This is a genomic window from [Phormidium] sp. LEGE 05292 (genome assembly GCF_015207735.1).
Classification (GTDB): domain Bacteria; phylum Cyanobacteriota; class Cyanobacteriia; order Cyanobacteriales; family Aerosakkonemataceae; genus Floridanema.
On sequence record NZ_JADEWG010000040.1, the window covers coordinates 1 to 17,898 of the forward strand.

Genomic DNA, 17,898 nt, shown 5'->3' on the forward strand with positions numbered 1-17,898 from the left:
GGGAGATGGGGAGATAAGCGGACAAGGGGATAACTCAAAACTTTCTCCTTAACTCAAAACTCAAAACTTTCCCCCTTCTGCCTTCTAAATTAACGCATCCTTCTTTTCCGTCGTGCTGCGACTGCTTTGCGTTTGCGTTTTTCTAGGGGTGTTTCAAAATGACGATGATTTTTGACATCAGCCAAGATTCCGGCGCGAGAAACTTGACGCTTAAATCGACGTAGCGCGGACTCTAATCCTTCATTTTCACCTAACAGGACTTGGGTCATTTTTTCTTCTCCATGTATTACGATTGGTAGTATTTTGTGCGATCGGTTTGGTTTTTGCTGTAAGTTTAATTAGGTTTACCTAAAGAACAGATAAATCGGCACGGCAACATCTCCTAAATAATGCAGATCAATTCAGGAACCTAGTTTCGGAGATATGCCCGCTAAAACAGAAGCCTATACTCTGCAACAAAGAACAAAGCTTATAACCAAACTTGATTCACGACTAGTACTTTAACATGAAATCCTTAGCTCTGAAGGACAGCAGAGGTTACAGCCATGCTTATCTCAATCGGCTTAGGTAAGAAAGGTCTATTGCGCCAAAGTGAATGCTTAAGGCAATATTTAAATTTTCTAGGCATTGAATCAGCCACATTACTGCATCTCCAATGTTTGATTCATAATGATTAAATAAAATTGAAAACCGTTTTTCTAAGTAAGGTTTAACTTTGCGGCAAATTAGTACCAGTTTTAGTAACAGACCAACTGTTTTGGTAGTACCTAAATTAGCTACCAAATCTATAAATACAAAATGTTGGGGTTGTTTTTGATTGTTAACTACCAAAAAGTTTAATAAGTTGGTACAGGTTCTAATGATTAAAAATTCGCTGACTGGTTGGGAATCGTTGTGGGGTAGGGTATTTTGCAGATAAGTGTATAATTGTTTATTAAACTGACGTTTTCCATAACCTGGATCGATCGAAGATGTCAAATAAGCATAGAGTTGATTTTTAAAGTCTTTGTAAGTACGAGTTTTGCTAGTATGAGTGATGAAACTATGAGCTAAGTCACGATAGCTAGAGGAACCTTCGACTTTACCAACATATTGTTTCACAGCACAAAACAGTTCGTTATCATTCAATAAAGTAGGGTTGTGAATTGTCCGATCGATTTGTTTAGAATGCAATTCTGGTCGAAGACGTGCTACTTGGGTTTGTCTTACTTGGTGAGTTATATATTGCGATAATTCAATTTCATAATTTCGTTGTGCTTCAGTTCGCATTTTCCCGATCGCTTGCTGGTCTTCGTAAGTGCTATCCTCGCTGAGTAAGCAATGCTCATATAAGTAAGGGTAGCGATTTATTAACTTGACTAAAGGTGTGTTTTTAACTTCACTTTTTTGGGCTATTGTTTTACTAACTGCTTCGGATAACCGTTGTAAGGTAGTGTATTGTTCAGTGTTGCGGAAGTTTTTTATTAGTTCCCGCAAGCGTCTGGCTGACTTGTAACGCAAGGTGTGGTCAAGAAAAGCAGGTTTAATTTCAAAGCAGGCGATTAATTGGGGAATTGTCGATCGGTGTTGCGGATGAATTTGCCAACGGTTGATTAATATATGGCAGCAACGGTTCAGCACAAATTTAAATTGTGCCTCGGCGTATTTCGAGGTTATAATCTCATCCAACGCCTGCATGATTTCTTTATCTGGATAAGTTCCCCCTTCAATGAACAAAACTTTAAAGCGTTCAATGATGGAGTTTGGCGGTTCGACTTGTACTAATTTCAGCCAGTATTGATACAGTTTCTGTTCCGCCGCAGAGGACTGGCGTGTGTACGGTTCGTTCCAAGTAGTCACTTTTTTTCCCTTTCGTTTCCCAGGGCGCATATCATTCTGGCAACCACAGTTTTTGTATCCTGATTATTAATTATTACTCTCTGGTCGATTTTGAATCTATCCCAAAGAGGATGTCAAACAAGCATTTCCCTCTTTCGGATTTGAGGTTAGGTGCATGATTTTTTCTGAGTGCGATTTTTCAGCGCATTGGAAGCAAAGTAGATGCTTGCTGTTATTGCTTTGAAAGCTAAGTTCCCTTGATTTTTTTCCATATATTGCCTTGATCCTAGCCAGACTCTAGAAAGATTAGAAGTGATGTAAGTCACTTTAACTCAGGCTGTTTGCCCTGTACTCTTTCATTGCGCTTTACCGAGAAATTAATCGATGAAAATATCACCCTTACAAGGTTTCCAACTAAAGCCGCGTCTGTCAAGGGGTCATCACCCCCTGTGTTTTTTACAACAAAAAAAATAATTTCACTACTAAGATGGCATAGTTTATTGACTAGTACCTAGTCTTTTTGATAAAGACATTACTAAAAAAGCTAGATTTTATTTAAAGATTCTGTTAACTTACGGGCTGTGATTCAAGTTTTACCGAGGTTTAGTTTTTCACCATGCCCTGTTTAATTAGTCTATCTCAATTGTCTGAAGTTTTATTAGCTACACCTATAAATTTTACCAGTTTAGAGAGGAATTACTTAACAAAAGGCGTTTCTACAGATACTCGTAGTCTCCAGAAAGGGGATCTGTTTGTCGCTTTGCGGGGTAGCAACTTTGATGGTCACGAATTTGTGCAAGCTGCTGTAGCCAAAGGTGCAATCGCAGTGGTGACGGAGAAAGACCTCAGTAGTCAGGTGGGAGATGGGATACCACAATTAGTTGTAAAAGATACCCTAGAAGCTTATCAAGCGATCGCACAATGGTGGCGCAATCAGCTGACTATTCCGGTAATTTCTGTCACAGGCTCTTTCGGTAAAACTACCACCAAGGAATTGCTCGCGGCGGTGCTGGCAACTCAGGGAAAAGTGTGGAAAACTCAGGCAAATTATAATAACGAAATTGGCGTACCAAAAACTTTATTAGAACTAAGTTTAGAAGATAATTTTGCCGTAATTGAAATGGCGATGCGCGGTCGGGGAGAAATTGCTTTATTGTCAAAAATAGCACGTCCTAATATTGGGGTAATTACGAATGTGGGAACGGCACATATTGGCAGGTTGGGATCGGAAGAAGCGATCGCACAAGCTAAATGTGAATTATTAGTAGAAATGCCTAGCGATAGTGTGGCGATTTTGAATGCAGATAATCAGTTGTTAATGGAAACGGCAAGGAAAGTTTGGCGGGGAAAAACGGTAACTTATGGTTTGGAAAATGGGGATTTCCAAGGTAAGTTAATTGACTCGCAGACTATGATGGTGGAGGGCATAAAGTTACCTTTACCTTTACCAGGTCGTCACAATGCCCAAAATTATTTAGCTGCTTTGGCAGTGGCGAAGGTTTTGGGGATTGATTTGACTCAATTTAGTAATGGTTTGGCGGTACAGTTACCAGAAGGTAGGGCGAAACGTTACGATTTACCTAATGATTTGGTGATTTTAGATGAAACTTATAATGCAGGTTTAGAATCAATGGTGGCGGCGTTGCATTTGTTGGGCGAAACACCAGGAAAAAGGCATATTGCTGTTTTGGGAACGATGAAGGAATTGGGAGATCGATCGGCAAAATTACATTATCAAGTTGGTGAAAAAGTCAAGGAATTAAAGTTAGATAATTTGTTGATTTTAGTGGATGAACCAGAAACAGCAGAAATTGCTCATGGTGCAGCAGGTATTTCTGCGGAATGTTTTACTAATCATCAAGCAATTGTGGATAGACTAAAAGAATTGGTGCAACCAGGCGATCGCATTTTATTTAAAGCTTCCCATTCGGTAGCATTAGATAAAGTTGTCAATCAGTTTCGGGAAGTAATTAAGTAGTGGGTAGTGGGTAGTGGGTAATTGTTAAAATCAGCTATTTACTACCTAATGAGATATGAAAGATGGCTAATTGGCACATTATTGATTTAGTTACTGAGGATAAAGAAGCTGTTGCACAAACAGCTACTTTATTATTTGAAGGGTTTAAAACTCATTGGGCAAATGCTTGGCCTAGTTTAACAGATGCTTTGGCAGAGGTAAAATTATCTTTGGAAGAAGATAGAATTAGTAGAATTGCTATTGATGAAAATCATCAAGTTTTAGGTTGGATTGGGGGGATTAGTCATTATGATGGTAATGTTTGGGAGTTGCATCCTTTGGTAGTGCGATCGGACTGGCAAAAACAAGGAATTGGTAAGGCATTAGTTACTGACTTAGAAGCACAAGTAAAACAACGGGGGGGAATTACTCTTTGGGTGGGTACGGATGACGAAGATGGCATGACTTCTCTGGCAAATATTGACCTTTATCCCAATGTATTTGAACATCTCGCTAACATTAAAAATTTACATGGTCATCCCTACGAATTTTACCAAAAAATAGGTTTTGTAATTGTCGGAGTCATGCCAGATGCTAATGGTTGGGGAAAACCAGATATTTACATGGCAAAAAGAGTGAAGTGATGTTATTTGTTAAATATATTGTATTAGCTTTAACTTATCTCGGTTTAGGTTTGGGATATTTACCCGCCTTACGAATGAATCGCGCCACTATTGCAATGGCAGGTTCAGCTTTTATGGTAGCTTTAGGTGTATTAAATCTTCAAGAAGCATGGCAATCAATTGATCCCGGAACAATTGTATTTTTGCTGGGAATGATGGTGGTAAATTCCTGTTTGGGTGCAGCGGGTTTTTTTCAGTTAGCATTGGGATTTTTTACTCGCTTTGCCAACAGTCCTTTAGGGATTTTGGTAGCGATTACTTTTGGCGGTGGTATTTTATCAGCGTTTTTTCTCAATGATACAACGGCGATTCTTTTAACACCTTTAACTATTAGTTTATGTCGGACTTTATTAATTAATCCAATTCCTTATCTGTTAGCTTTAGCGGGGGGAACGAATTTAGGTTCGGTAGCAACTTTGAGTGGAAATCCCCAAAATATTTTGATTGGTTCTTTTTCGGGGATTAGTTATTTAGAATTTGCGCGTTATCTGACACCAGTTGCTTTTATTTGTTTAATTGTACAAGTAGGTTGGTTATGTTGGCTATATCCTGAAGTGCGTTCTTTTAAACCTTTTGTTACATCTCCCCAAATTCGTTACCGTTTGTATAAACCTTTATTGATTAAAAGCTTGGTAGTTACGATCGGACTATTAGCAGCGTTTTTAGCAGGCGCACCTTTAGCAGAATCAGCTTGGGTAGCAGCAACTTTTTTATTCATCACTCGGCGACTGAAACCACAGCGAATTTTAAAGGCGGTTGATTGGGATTTATTGGTAATGTTTGCCGGATTGTTTGTGATTACTAAGGCAACTCAAAAATTAGGAATTTTATATGATTTGACTGAGTTAGTGAAAGCACCTTTGAGTTTGTTGGGGGTGACGGTAGTACTTTCTAATTTGATTTCTAATGTTCCAGCAGTTTTAGTTTTACAATCAATGATTCCTCCTGGTGATACGAAAGCTTGGTTACTTTTAGCGGCGGGTTCTACTTTGGCGGGGAATTTGACGCTTTTGGGTTCGGTAGCTAATTTGATTGTGGCAGAGTTGGGTAGTAAGCAAGGTTATCGGTTATCTTTTGGCGAACATTTTCGCTTCGGTTTGCCTTTGACTTTGGTAACTTTGATAATTGCTTATTTTTGGATTTATTAGGTTTTTGGTTGGGATGCAAGTTTGTTATTTTATATTGATGCTTGACTTTCACCTTTAATTTTAGGAAAATGTACACTGTTTCGCTGCTCTATTAGCATTGGCACTTCTTTTTAAGTGACCATTGGCATCATACATATTATCTTTCATACATTTTGTAACTTTTTGTACCATCATTGGCGTTGTAGCTTTTTGGCAAACTGACGCAGCAGCAGTAGCATTCATTTTCTCTCTTATTACAGAATTCGGTTTGTACATTAAGTCGTTCAGACAACTAGTAATATAGTTACTTTCTGCGGCTGTTGAGGCTTTTTGACAAGCGTTACTCGCAGCAGTTTCACTAATTTCAGAACGGCGGCGATTTCCGTAATACATCATACGATTCATGCAATGAATTTGGAATTCAGCATTAGTGGCGGCATTGGCAGGTGCAACGACGAAAGTGGTGAGGATTAGGGTAAGTGCGATCGCCAATCCAACTACTTTCTTTGGCAAAATGCGATCGCTAATTTTTCCCCATGTCTTTTTACTCATTTCTTTATCTCTGCTTTTTTCACAAATCTAGATGATTTTATCATGACCTCACTCAGATGTTTACTGATGTTTCTGGTTGGGTTGCGGGTTATTTTTTTAATCACAGATGAAATACAGATGAACACAGATAAACACAGATGTAGCTCAATATTTTTGGTTGGGTTGCTAGTTCTTTTTTTTAACGCAGATGAACGCAGATGTAGATAAATATTTTTGATTTGTTTTCTAGATTTTACCTTTTCTATTTCCTTCTGCCTTTTTACACTCAAAGCTGGCGATTTTCCCAGGGGCAATTTTCCAGGTTTCTCCTGCCGATGACTTTTCAGGGGAGTCTATTTGTCTTTCTAACAAATCTATCGATCGCACAATCTCCACTAAGTCACTTTGCAGTTTTAATTCCGCTGTTTCCCCGTGACATTCGTAACAGCGCATTACCCATTGATTAGAGTTTCCTTCCGCCTGTTTGAATGCCATTAAAATCAGATTCTCGTCTGTTAAATCTAACAATCGACCAACCGCAGGTAAGGTTGGGTTTAGGTTTTCTTTTGGCAAGTTTAGCAACATTACTTTTAATGGTAAGTTTAATTCATAACCCCGCCGAACTGTTTGGGCAGTTTGCCAATTTCCTTTGTGCGGATACAGGGCGTAAGTAAATTCATGTTCGCCTTTGTCGGCTTCCGGATCGGGCCAATTCGGACTTCTTAAAAGGGTTAATCTCAGTTGATTTGGTTGACTATCATAGCCGTATTTACAATCATTCAACAAACTTACGCCGTACTCATCTTCAGTTAAATCTGCCCAACGCAAAGCGGGGACTTCCCATTTCGCTGTTTCTCTTGGTTCTTGGGGTTTGGTTCTTCTTTGAATCGCGCCGCAAGCTATCTCGTAAGTCGCCTTTTCCGCAGTTACATTCAGCGGAAATGCTGCTTTGACTAAAACTTGCCTTTCTTGCCAATCTATTTTGCTGCTGATTTTTAAAATTGGCGATCGCACTGACAGCACATAATCCTGAACAAACTCCGATTTCCCGATTTTTCTAATTACCCGCAACCTTTGTCTAATCTCTCCCTTTTCTACCCATTCTATCGATTCTAATTCTGCTGGCGGTAAGGGATTTTTTTCATAATTATGAGCGATGTTCCAAGCATCCCAATATTGTCCACTGTCTTGGAAAGCTTGCAGTTGATTTCCCTCTGCTTCTCCCAACACTTCTCGCTGATTAACTTTGTCGAAAACTCTCCCTAAATTTCCCGTTTCCCCACTCACTTCTACCCGGAGAAATTCGTTCTCTAAAACCCAATCTTTTGCCCCGAAATTGTCATTTGAACTAACCAGTTCATTTTTTGCTACTATATATATAGTATGATTAGCTGTTCTATTACTTTCTGCTGGATTTTCGCCCTCAACCAACGGTAAATCAAGCATTTCAGCTTGCCGAGGACATAACCAAAAGCCCCGATAACCCACTGACGGCAGATCATGTGCGACAAAAATTAGCCTTTTTTGGTTATTTTCGGCGGTGATATCCTGGCTAGGAAGGGGTGTTCCCTCTAAGTCACAAACCTGCCACAGCGTTTCCGCAGCGGGTAAAGTCACGGTGACGACTTCGGAACGATGCCAATTGAGAGAGTTAAAGACGACGATCGGTAAAGCCCCTGGTTTGGGGGGTGGGGGGAAGGCGATTTGAGATGCGATCGCTCTCCAAGCATTCTCTAAAATTTCTCCCCCCACTCGTTCCACTTCCTGCCAAGTTTGATTCGCTTCGACAAACACTTGGTTAATCGAGGTTCCCGGCAAAATATCGTGAAACTGGTTGAACAAAACTTGCTTCCAGGCATTTTCCAATTCGAGTTTCGGATAAACCGCGCCAGTCGTTAGAGTTGCTAAACTCGCCCATAACTCAGCTTCGTACAACAACCCCTCGCACCGACGATTCGATCGCTTTTGATCTGCATGAGTTGTGTAGCAACCCCGATGGAATTCCAAATATAATTCATCTTGCCAAACCGGAATTGAAGAGTAAGGAATTGGCTGCGGTTCTCCTTGCAGTTGTTCGCGCAAACTCTCTAAATAACTCTCGGATTTCGTGAACTCTAACTGCGGGAAAAACGGCGACTTCTGCCATCGTTGAACTGTTTCCAACATATCACGAGTCGGCCCTCCCCCATGATCTCCCACACCCGGTAGCCAAAGCGCATTTTTTACCCCAGTTTTAATCTCCCAATCAACCGCATAATTCGCCATTTTAATCGGTTCAATTCCCTCGCCAATTAAAGCAGACATCAAACTAAAAACTCGCGTGCCATCAGGAGATTGCCACCAAAAAGCGCCGTAAGGAAACTTAGTCGTATCGTTCCAAGTCAACTTTTGCGTCACGAAATATTCAATTCCCCCAAGTTTGAGAAATTGGGGTAAAGTCGCACAGAAACCAAAACTATCTGGAACCCAAACCACCTTACTCAATTGCCCAAATTTCTCTTGAAAATAAAGCTGACCGTAAAGGATTTGTCGGACGATTGATTCCCCGGAAATCAAATTTAAATCAGGTTCAATCCACATCCCGCCTATTAATTCCCAAACTCCCGCTTCCACCTGTTTTTTAATCTCTGTAAATAAGTCGGGTCGATGGGTTTCTATCCAAGCATATAAAGCTGGGGAAGTGTGGCAGAAAATTAAATCGGGAAAATCTTTTTGTAAATTCAGAACGGAGGTGAAAGTTCGTTGTGCCGCTAACCAAGTTTCGCTTACAGGCCATAACCAAGCCATATCTAAATGAGCATGACCTAACAGGGAAATTTTCGTTTGGCGATTGGGGATTTGTGAGTTTAAAGTTTCTCGTAAAACCGCTAATGAAGCGTCAAACTTTTCTTTGTTTGGCAGGACTGACCAATCAATCTGCGAAATAGCCGTTGCTAAAATATTTAACTTGTCTCTGGCAAAAGTTTCGCAATGTTTGAGGATAACTGCTAACTCATCAGCTATAAAACCTGGTTCTAAATTTTCAGTTTCCCCAGATTCATAAACGCAGCAAGCACGCATCAATGCTCCTCGGTCATGTCCCGGACTGACTAACCGCAAAGCTACCATAATTTCCTCGCCCGGAGTTACTGAATTACTCAACAAAACTCTGGTAAAGTAATCCAATAAATCCCCCGCTTGCACGAACTGATTATTTACAAAAATTTGTGCATCTTCCGCCCACCAAGTTAAGGCTAAACGTAAAGATAATCCTTTTAAAGTATAGCCTGTTAAAGTTTTGGGAATTACCAATTTTTGCGCTAGCCATAAAACCTTTTTACCTGCTGCCCAAATTACATGACCTTTGTTATTTAATTGGACGGTGGGCGCATTTTCCCAAAAGCTAGAATTTGACAAGTCGGATAAATTGATATCTGTTGGCGAATAGCGCCAGTTGGATATGATATCTACCTGAGATAGTTGCCGTAATTTTTCGATCGCAACTAAGATTTGTTCGCTTTGAGATTGAGAATCAGAAATCTTGGCAAAATTAGTTTGCTGATTACATAAGTTTTCTTCGCTCATCCCAATCACCCTTAGAAATTAACTTAAAATTTTAGGTAAAATCAAAAATTTGGCAATATTACTGCCCGAAACCTGTATACTTTACAATAAAAAGGGGATAGTCAAACAGTAAACCTCTGCTTTAGAGTTTCTCATCCCACATTCCAGTGATCGTACTATGCCATCTTCCGCTGGTCGCTATCGTAGTAGATTATTCAATTTTGTTTCACGACAAACCCGCCGTTGGATAGATCGTGGGGAACGTGCTACTAGACAGGTGACAACTGCTACTGTCTGGGGAGTGCAAATTCTCGTTTATCCAATTTATCTTTTATTTCAATCTGCGAGATTAGCTGGCAAGCAATTACAACATTTTTTGCAAGGCTTAACTGGTTCGCAATCAGATTTACAACCCCTCCCTGCTGATACTCCAATTCAAAATGTATTAGAGACTGTCAAATCTTTGGCTTTACCTGCGAATCTTTCTAATACTAATTTACCAGAAAGTTTGTCGGGAAGTTTGGTGAATGCGGAGTTGGTGGTAAGTACGGAAAAAAGTGGGATTTTAACAGTTGAAAATCCCAGTCTTCATCATCAAGAAATTCAGGGAATAGCTACTTTACCGGAAAATCGGCTTTTAGTATTGATAAATAGGCAAAATCAAATTTTAGATGTTCTCAGTCAACAACAGCAAAAACAGCTGGAAAAACAAATTAGTTTAGAGTTAGCCCAATATTGGCATCATCAACGTTTAGTTCAAGATGCTTTGCGCCCAACAATGTATTTACCCCCGCCAGCTAGCAGCGAAAATGCTTTACCGCCGATTCGCTTATGGCAAAATTTCATGGCTTGGATGCAAAGGGGAAAAGTTGCTGGTGCAATTAATTTGTTTCAAGAAGAGACTTTGCAACTGCATCAAGATGTAAAAAATCGGGAGTTACAATATAGAACGCAGCAGTTAAAACAGAGAACTCAAGAGTTAAAAGAACGTCAGCAAGCGTTAAATGTCCGAACTCAAAATCAACTCGGTCTGGAATCAATAGCAGTACCCGAAGTTAATGATACATCTTTTTTGGCAAAAGTCGATCGCGCGATCGCTATCATCGAAACAGGTAGTTTGGCTGTTGCGAATGTCCCTGGTTATTTAGTTCATCGTTCTCAAGACTTCAGCCAGTTATTTAAAGCTCGAATGCAGGAGTCCCTCACAGAGGAAACAAACTATTCCCCGGATTTAAAATTAAGAATTGAAGTTTTAATTAAAGCCGCCGTTGAATACTTTTTTAGTTCTAGAAGAACAGCCGAATTAACTGCTGAAGACAGCCTCGTTAACCCTAATAATTCCAATTCAGATTCTAGCGATATTGATTTTTGGTTAACCGAAGAAGATTTATTTTCCCAATCTGTACCACTGGAAAGAGAACTGCAACAATTTGAGATTGCATCTCAAGATTCAGGAGTACTCACCCAGGAAAAAGCTGCTACTAGTAACTTAATTCAAACAACTGTATTTAGTCCTGCTTTGACTGAAAATTCTCTAAGCAATTCAAGCAATTCTGATACTAATAATAGCTCAAATTTTATAGAAATTCAAGCTACTCCCACAGGTTATATTAAACATCCTTTAGAGGAAGTTTTAGAAATTCTCGATCGCACAATGTTTTTTATTGAAGAATTATTGCTTACACTTTGGCGAGAAATTCAACACATTTTTAGATAGATTGGGGACAAGGGGACAAGGGGACAAGGGAAGATTAAATCGAAAATCTAAAATTTCCCAGTCCCCAGTCCCCAGTCCCCAACTAATCTGAGTCCCAAATCACACCTGTATCAACAAAACGAACACCAGAACCTTGGAAGGGTTCAGCGCCAACATTCCAATTAAAGTCGCTGACTCGGAGGAGAACAGTAGCCAATTGTAAATCAGGGTTATAACGAACTACCACGCCATAAGTACGGCGACTATATTCCAAGAAAAAGTCAGTACTAATGCTTTCTTTAGTATCTATATTAAATGCTGATTGAAACCCGATTCTAAATGGCCCATAAATTTGTTGAGTAAGCCCAAAACTAAGTATTCGATTATCAACAACTCGATCAAAAAAGAATGGAGATAAACCGTCTAAAAATACCTTAGTAAACCGAAGATTAAAAGCAGTATAATCTAAAAATGGACGGGAAAAATGTCCGAATTGACCTTGTACGCCAACACTAAAAGTTAAAGTATTTTGGTAATCGTTACTAGTGTAATAAGTAGTATTACCAGATATTATCGGCACTAATTGTACGAAAGGAACGACTGGATAGGGAGTATATCTTAAACCTTCGGTTGGGGTTGCTGGTAAAGGTTTACCGCGCCAGAGATATATGCCTTGACTGGCACTAACAGCAGCTTGAAAACGACCTAATTGAATGCGAGGATTTCCCGGATCAAATACAGGGGGTAATAAATCTAAGCGATCGGTATTCGCATTAATATATTGTGCGCCTACTTGATAGTTAAGATTAATCCCTGTTTTTCCGATGGGTATAGTAGGAGAAAGTAAGATGGCACCCCAAGATTTGTAAATATCTTGATAACCTAAAGAACCATTAAATAAGCGATCGCGAAAACTATATTCAATAGTTAAGCGATGAGGATAATTAGTGCCAATAATTTGTTGTGCCCTTAAAGAAGCCCGAATTTTAGATTCTGCATCGTCAAAAAGGTCAAAGTTTCGCACAACTACCGCAGCTACAACCCTAGTTCGTTCTGTTAAATCTGCTCTCAGGTTAGTTCTTAAACCAAACAGTTCTGCTGGATTACTTAAACCCTCAACAATTGTTCTTTGGACAAAGAATTGTGGAGTGACATTTAATTTAACGTTTGGGGCTAAATAATAAGTTAAAGGTGCTTCAATAAACAAACCACCCCGCTCGCTACCATCATAATTAAAACGCAGAAGTGGAGGTTCTTTTTCCGTGCGATCGAACACAAAACGCGATTGTAACAGCGGGAGAGACAAACCCTGATCGAAAACAAGCCGAGGATTTACTGTATTCACCACACTCCGCAGCGGCGACTCCTGGGTTAATACAGCCCTGGGGGTGCGGATTTCCAATTCTGGTGGCGAATATGGGTCATTGGTAATTCGGACATTGGTAGCAGTCCAACCTCTAGGGTAAAAATCTAAATTTTCCGCCTCAAAGCGGATGCGATTGATCGTACCCCGACGACCGCTTCTCCCGCCGACTTGAACAGTTAAACCAGGGCCTGCTCCTGTAACGCCCTGTGCTGGTTGATCTAAGAGTAGGCGATCGCTTAACGGACGCTGACCCAATAAAGCCGGATTCGCCAAAGCAGTTTGGGCATCAAAAGTCAACTCCACACCACTAGTAGGGGAAAAAATTTCCCCCCGACTTTTTTGCAGGGTGCCAGTATCTTGGACAAAATTGTAAACCAACCTTTCCCCACGTAACAGCTGATTCCCGCGCCGAAAAGCCACATTACCTTCAGCCACAGTCACGCGACTTGCCAAATTCCCCTGTACCCGGTCAGCATTGAGCACCCCGCCTTGGTAGCGCACGAGTACATTACCTTCTGCCGAAAAAATTTGCCGTAATAAATCGAACTCTTGGCTGTCGGAGGACACCTCAATTATCCCCACCAAAGCCGGAACATTTCCCGGTGATTGGGAACTTGGAGACCCTATCTCAATCGGGCCAATAATGGGGGCGATATGTCCTTCTAGGAGAAAGTATAGTTCTTCAGCAGTTTCTTGGGACTGAAAACTGAGACTTTTGCCATCAGGAAAAGCCTGTTCTTGTTGCCAATCAGTAACTACCGCTTCTCTTTGTAGTGGGACTGCCAAACCTTGGGTTTCACTCAACAAAGCGGCGCTAGTGGCTGTACTAGCAGGAAGCGGCGCAGCATCAGTTTTTTCCGGCGAATTTGCCGTAAATTCAGAATTTGGTGCAACGTCACCGGAATTTTTGCCCAAATCTTTAGCAGACAAAGATGTATCTGTGGGGACAAGCTGTTCCGGTTGTAGATGTTGCACGATCGCAGGCGGTTTAGGTGGCAAATCTGGGTAGGGCATTTTTCACCCCAACGAAGCGATCGAACAACCCAGACGCATCACCTCAACAGCAAAAATAGCTGTGAGGGCGAGGAAACCCCCGCCCAGAAAAGCTAGGAGGTAGTTTAACTGCGTATTATTCCAAATCGCGACGTTTGGGGTTACGAGAAGGATCATTAGATAGGAATCCAAAGACGAATAGTAAGACAAAGAAGGCAACAACAACATTGACAACGACTTTAAGGGTGAACATTGCGGTATCTCCAGAAGGTGTGAACAGCCGAACCTATCGGTCTATTAGGTAAGACAGTTCTCTATAATACCGAAAGATCGTCCCCTTTTTGAATTTCTGCGGACAAACTAGTGAAAAATTTGACCTAAACTGAAGACGACATGGCGCGGCAATAGTTCCAGGTAGAGTATATTAGCACTGTCTGCCAGAGCAATTAACCAACATACAGGTTAAGAAATCATCTAAATTATGGAAATCAAATTTGAACTTACTCTCGAAGATGCTTGGGAATACAGCAAGTTTTTGAGGCTAAAAGTTCCAAAAATTCGGAATATTACTATTGCTAATTTTTTACTAGGATAAACAAAAATTATATTTTTATATTTATAGAAGAGCTTCGTGCTCATGTTATTCCCAAAAAAGCCTTTGCCGATCCCGAAGCTGCGAAAAATTTCTTTAACACAGCGATAGAATACTGGAAAATTGCCAAAAGTGAAAAACTATGACTATTTATTTTTACAGCACTCGTGATGCTTATGGTTGTTTCTCCAATTTCTCTCCTCATGGTTTTGAATTAGAAGGAGTTTATTGGCCAACAAGCGAACATTATTTCCAAGCCCAAAAATTTCCCGGAACACCTCATTGTGAGAAAATCCGCCAAGTAAAAACGCCCAAAGACGCTGCTAAAATGGGACGAGACAGAAAACGTCCTTTGCGTCCCGATTGGGAACAAGTCAAAGAAGAAATTATGCGAAAAGCCGTATTAAAAAAATTTCAAACCCATGCAGATATTCGGGAAATATTACTTTCCACAGGTGAAGAAGAAATAATAGAAAATTCACCAATAGATTATTATTGGGGTTGTGGCGCTGACGGCAGTGGTAAAAACAGACTAGGAGTAATTCTAATGGAAATTAGAGAAATAATTCGCAGCAATTCCGAAAAAACCTCTGCTTCCCAACAATAAAGATAACGGTAACATCTGTGTTTATCTATGTCTATCTGTGTCTATCTGTGGTTAAAAAATCCTAAATCTCAAATTCCCACCAAAAACCTATAAAAACATCTGCGTTCATCTGCGGTTTAAAATGACTCAACTGCAAAGACTAACCATTTCCTCAACCCAAATCCAAAACCAACTAATCACCCTAACATCCGAACAATATCATTATTTAAGTCGAGTCTTACGCTTACAAAAAGACGATCGCTTTATCGCCATGAACGGACAGGGAGAATGGTGGTTAGCTAAACTATTAGGACAACAAGCAGAAATTATCGAACAAATCCCCATTAAAACCGAATTACCGATCGCAATTACCCTAATCATTGCCTTACCGAAAAACGGATTTGATGAAGTAGTTAAACAAACAACCGAAATAGGAGTAACTAAAATTATCCCAGTAATTAGCGATCGCACTCTCTTAAAACCCAGCCCGCAAAAGATCGATCGCTGGCGACGCATCGCCAACGAAGCAGCCGAACAATCAGAACGCCAAATAATTCCCGAAATCCTCGAACCAATCCCGTTTAAAAATAGCTTTTCCTTAGTTAATGGGTCAAAATATATCTGCTATGCCAGAGGAAACTCGCCCCATTTACTAAACTATTTAATCCCATCTTCCAACACAGCAATTACCATAGCAACAGGGCCAGAAGGAGGATGGACAGAAAGGGAAATTGAAGAAGCACAAGCAGCCGAATTTCAAACAGTATCATTAGGAAAGCGTATCCTGACCGCCGTACTCGCCCCAATAGTTGCCCTTTCCCTAGTAGCAGCAGTCGCAGAAATGGGAAGTATTAAAACAGAGAGATTATAAAAAGGTTTTCAGGGAAAATAATGATTAACCAAGTTGCCGCCGCTTTTGACCGGAAAGACTACCGGGAAGCCGCACGTTTACTCAAACTTCTACTCAAAGAATCACCCCAAAACCCTTGGGGACACTTGTACGCCGCCCGTTTGCATGAAGTAACAGGCAAACTGGAGAAAGCCGAAACTATTTATCGTCAGCTATTGCGGGATACTACCAACCCGAAAATAGTCTCCCAAGCGCGTCAGGCATTACAAAACATCGAAAAAACCCGAAAAGAAAAACGCCGGGAGGAAATCGCTAAAGCCAAAGCCGATCCTAGCGATACTCAACCAGGCGTACTGATTATAGAACCAGTAAGTAGTGAAGCTAAACAACAAGCCGCCCAAAGCTTTGCCCAAATTATGAATATTGACCCCTACAGTGCCAGACTAAAATTACAGAGTAGAGGTTGGCGGCTATTCCGAACAGGTGCGATCGGAGAACTGCGATTTTACGGTCAACAGTTACTTAATGCTCAAATTCCCTGCTTTTGGATCAAACTAGCTGATATTGAGAAAATCAATGTCTTCCGTGTCAGCTACTTCCAATCAATTTATCCCCACCCCACCATAGTTTGCTACAACCAACAGAGTCAGCTAGGTTCCCTAACTTTTGACTGGCAAGAAGTAACTCAACTTGTCCTTGGACAACTGCCCATTTTTGAAGAAGTTGTAGACCTCGACTTCCGCAGAAAACTCCAACGCAAGGTACAAACCCAAGACTACGCTCAATTTTGTGACTTACACCTACCAGCGAGAAACTGCATTTTGCGGATGTGGGATAGTAGCTACCAGTTTCAGCAGGGTATTACCTTTGTTCCCGATCCAGAGCAAGCTACCACTAGAATTAACTGGAACGGCTTACTCGATTTCTTGCGTCATCAAACGCCACAAGCAAAAGTCTGGTCTGATTTCACCGCTTTTGCAGAAACCGTACTCGACCACGTTGAACTTTTAAACCAAATTCCATCCCACATAACTTTATTCCGCAGAGAACCAACTCACTGGGACCCAGCTTTTCAGTTGTACAGCAGCCTCGCTTTCCTCAAGCAGTAGTGAAAGGCAGAAGGCAGAAGTGAAGAAAGGCAGAAGGCAGAAGGCAGAAGGCAGAAGGCAGAAGGAAAGAAAGGCAGAAGGTTATATTTTCTCCCTATCCCCTTGTCCCCTTGTCCCCTTGTCCCCTTGTCCCTTTCTACTGGTTAGGAGTTTTGACCTGACGCGCCATTTGCAAGAAGGAACTCATATTCGCACCTGGACGACGACGACTATTGCTGCCAGTAGATACGAGATACTTAGGCGCAAAGGTTTTTTCTGGTTCGGGTTGAGTTTTTGCTGGAGTAGCCGCTACTGGCGCTGGCGCTGGAGTTGGGGCAGCTTCAGCTTTGGGCGCGGGTGCAGGTTTTGCTTTTTTGATCGAGGTTTTGGTTCGCTTGGTTTCAGCTTTAGCTGGTTCTGGTTTGGCTTCTACTGTTTCAGCTTTAGCTGGTTCTGGTTGGGTTTCAGCTGGGGCTGGTTCAACTACTGTTACAGTTTCTGCTGCTTTAGCGGGTGAAGCTTTTGCCTCTGGTGCGGGTGCGGGTTCGGCTTTGGCTGGTTCTGCTGATTTAGCGCCATTATTGGTTTGCGCGATCGCTGATTCATCTAGTTCCAAAAAGTAACCTTTCTGCTTTTTCCCTTTGGGTGCAGTTGAATCTGATTTGTCGGAAGAGAGTATATTTTTGATAAAACCAAACATTAGGAGTACTCCTGAAAGTGATGTAAATGGACTGGTATGATCTGAAGAATTTGGGGAAAAATCTTTGCTGAGGTGCGATTTTAATTAATAATCAGCGCGATCGCAAAGACAGGCAGACTACTCCACAGTTGTCATATTTTCAAACTGTGACATTAAAAAAATTAGAACTTGTTGTCCTTAGAGTTTAATTATCAAGTTATAAAGTAACAATTTGCAAGATTTTTTGACATTACTTAAAAAATATTAATATCATTCCGCCAAATCCCTAAATTCTTCTAGGTAATTATTCCTGAGTAGTTGTCTGGTAAATGTTAAGAAAATTAGTAACTAACAAAAGTTTCTATATTAACAAACTTTTGCCTCCTAAT

At 40.8% G+C, this 17,898-nt stretch carries 15 protein-coding genes; 8 read left to right on the forward strand and 7 right to left on the reverse strand.

Annotated features, from left to right (window positions below; genetic code table 11):
* Window positions 1-89 precede the first annotated feature (89 nt).
* Window positions 90-269, reverse strand: a complete 180-nt coding sequence (rpsU, locus tag IQ264_RS13420; protein WP_073592868.1) for a 30S ribosomal protein S21 — start codon at window positions 267-269, stop codon at window positions 90-92.
* Window positions 270-549: 280 nt separating this feature from the next.
* A complete protein-coding gene (locus IQ264_RS13425) occupies window positions 550-1,839 on the reverse strand; it encodes a hypothetical protein (protein ID WP_322744683.1) in 1,290 nt (429 codons plus the stop codon).
* 595 nt (window positions 1,840-2,434) lie between these two features.
* Between IQ264_RS13425 and IQ264_RS13430 the strand changes: the two genes are divergently transcribed.
* The 3 genes from IQ264_RS13430 (at window position 2,435) to IQ264_RS13440 (ending at window position 5,606) form a co-directional block, all read left to right on the forward strand.
* The gene (locus tag IQ264_RS13430) at window positions 2,435-3,796 is read left to right on the forward strand and encodes a UDP-N-acetylmuramoyl-tripeptide--D-alanyl-D-alanine ligase (RefSeq protein WP_193981291.1); all 1,362 of its coding nucleotides are present in this window, start codon (window positions 2,435-2,437) and stop codon (window positions 3,794-3,796) included.
* A gap of 62 nt (window positions 3,797-3,858) precedes the next feature.
* A complete protein-coding gene (locus IQ264_RS13435) occupies window positions 3,859-4,419 on the forward strand; it encodes a GNAT family N-acetyltransferase (protein ID WP_193981292.1) in 561 nt (186 codons plus the stop codon).
* Complete coding sequence (locus IQ264_RS13440) at window positions 4,419-5,606, forward strand: anion transporter (protein ID WP_193981293.1); 1,188 nt, start codon at window positions 4,419-4,421, stop codon at window positions 5,604-5,606. The genes IQ264_RS13435 and IQ264_RS13440 overlap by 1 nt, the downstream gene beginning before the upstream one ends.
* A gap of 60 nt (window positions 5,607-5,666) precedes the next feature.
* Here the strand turns inward: IQ264_RS13440 and IQ264_RS13445 are convergent, their stop codons facing one another.
* The gene (locus tag IQ264_RS13445; protein ID WP_193981294.1) at window positions 5,667-6,137 is read right to left on the reverse strand and encodes a hypothetical protein; all 471 of its coding nucleotides are present in this window, start codon (window positions 6,135-6,137) and stop codon (window positions 5,667-5,669) included.
* A 225-nt stretch (window positions 6,138-6,362) separates the two neighbouring features.
* Window positions 6,363-9,680 (reverse strand): alpha-mannosidase, encoded by a 3,318-nt coding sequence (locus IQ264_RS13450; RefSeq protein ID WP_193981295.1) that lies wholly within the window; start codon window positions 9,678-9,680, stop codon window positions 6,363-6,365.
* 157 nt (window positions 9,681-9,837) lie between these two features.
* On the opposite strand from IQ264_RS13450, the gene IQ264_RS13455 reads away from it, so the two are divergent.
* Window positions 9,838-11,376, forward strand: a complete 1,539-nt coding sequence (locus tag IQ264_RS13455; protein WP_193981296.1) for a hypothetical protein — start codon at window positions 9,838-9,840, stop codon at window positions 11,374-11,376.
* A gap of 82 nt (window positions 11,377-11,458) precedes the next feature.
* On the opposite strand, the gene IQ264_RS13460 is transcribed toward IQ264_RS13455, so the two are convergent.
* Window positions 11,459-13,735: a DUF3769 domain-containing protein gene (locus tag IQ264_RS13460; RefSeq protein ID WP_193981297.1), complete on the reverse strand. Its 2,277-nt coding sequence runs from the start codon at window positions 13,733-13,735 to the stop codon at window positions 11,459-11,461.
* Between the two features lie 115 nt (window positions 13,736-13,850).
* Window positions 13,851-13,967: a photosystem II reaction center protein I gene (locus IQ264_RS13465; protein WP_073592861.1), complete on the reverse strand. Its 117-nt coding sequence runs from the start codon at window positions 13,965-13,967 to the stop codon at window positions 13,851-13,853.
* A 353-nt stretch (window positions 13,968-14,320) separates the two neighbouring features.
* Here IQ264_RS13465 and IQ264_RS33870 point away from each other — a divergent pair, with 353 nt between their 5' ends.
* The 4 genes from IQ264_RS33870 (at window position 14,321) to IQ264_RS13485 (ending at window position 16,851) form a co-directional block, all read left to right on the forward strand.
* Window positions 14,321-14,452, forward strand: a complete 132-nt coding sequence (locus IQ264_RS33870) for a hypothetical protein (RefSeq protein WP_413470350.1) — start codon at window positions 14,321-14,323, stop codon at window positions 14,450-14,452.
* Entirely contained in the window at window positions 14,449-14,913 is a 465-nt protein-coding gene (locus IQ264_RS13475) for an NADAR family protein (RefSeq protein ID WP_193981298.1), read from the forward strand. The genes IQ264_RS33870 and IQ264_RS13475 overlap by 4 nt, the downstream gene beginning before the upstream one ends.
* 121 nt (window positions 14,914-15,034) lie before the next feature.
* On the forward strand, window positions 15,035-15,763 hold the full coding sequence (locus IQ264_RS13480) for a 16S rRNA (uracil(1498)-N(3))-methyltransferase (RefSeq protein ID WP_193981299.1): 729 nt from the start codon (window positions 15,035-15,037) through the stop codon (window positions 15,761-15,763).
* Between the two features lie 20 nt (window positions 15,764-15,783).
* Window positions 15,784-16,851, forward strand: a complete 1,068-nt coding sequence (locus IQ264_RS13485; RefSeq protein WP_193981300.1) for a tetratricopeptide repeat protein — start codon at window positions 15,784-15,786, stop codon at window positions 16,849-16,851.
* 136 nt (window positions 16,852-16,987) lie between these two features.
* On the opposite strand, the gene IQ264_RS13490 is transcribed toward IQ264_RS13485, so the two are convergent.
* On the reverse strand, window positions 16,988-17,530 hold the full coding sequence (locus IQ264_RS13490; RefSeq protein ID WP_193981301.1) for a hypothetical protein: 543 nt from the start codon (window positions 17,528-17,530) through the stop codon (window positions 16,988-16,990).
* Window positions 17,531-17,898 lie beyond the last annotated feature (368 nt).

Coding starts and splice junctions, on each gene's coding strand:
- rpsU (WP_073592868.1), bottom strand. CDS start 269: ATGACCCAAGTCCTGTTAGGTGAAAATGAAGGATTAGAGTCCGCGCTA.
- IQ264_RS13430 (WP_193981291.1), top strand. CDS start 2,435: ATGCCCTGTTTAATTAGTCTATCTCAATTGTCTGAAGTTTTATTAGCT.
- IQ264_RS13435 (WP_193981292.1), top strand. CDS start 3,859: ATGGCTAATTGGCACATTATTGATTTAGTTACTGAGGATAAAGAAGCT.
- IQ264_RS13440 (WP_193981293.1), top strand. CDS start 4,419: ATGTTATTTGTTAAATATATTGTATTAGCTTTAACTTATCTCGGTTTA.
- IQ264_RS13445 (WP_193981294.1), bottom strand. CDS start 6,137: ATGAGTAAAAAGACATGGGGAAAAATTAGCGATCGCATTTTGCCAAAG.
- IQ264_RS13450 (WP_193981295.1), bottom strand. CDS start 9,680: ATGAGCGAAGAAAACTTATGTAATCAGCAAACTAATTTTGCCAAGATT.
- IQ264_RS13455 (WP_193981296.1), top strand. CDS start 9,838: ATGCCATCTTCCGCTGGTCGCTATCGTAGTAGATTATTCAATTTTGTT.
- IQ264_RS13460 (WP_193981297.1), bottom strand. CDS start 13,735: ATGCCCTACCCAGATTTGCCACCTAAACCGCCTGCGATCGTGCAACAT.
- IQ264_RS13465 (WP_073592861.1), bottom strand. CDS start 13,967: ATGTTCACCCTTAAAGTCGTTGTCAATGTTGTTGTTGCCTTCTTTGTC.
- IQ264_RS13475 (WP_193981298.1), top strand. CDS start 14,449: ATGACTATTTATTTTTACAGCACTCGTGATGCTTATGGTTGTTTCTCC.
- IQ264_RS13480 (WP_193981299.1), top strand. CDS start 15,035: ATGACTCAACTGCAAAGACTAACCATTTCCTCAACCCAAATCCAAAAC.
- IQ264_RS13485 (WP_193981300.1), top strand. CDS start 15,784: ATGATTAACCAAGTTGCCGCCGCTTTTGACCGGAAAGACTACCGGGAA.
- IQ264_RS13490 (WP_193981301.1), bottom strand. CDS start 17,530: ATGTTTGGTTTTATCAAAAATATACTCTCTTCCGACAAATCAGATTCA.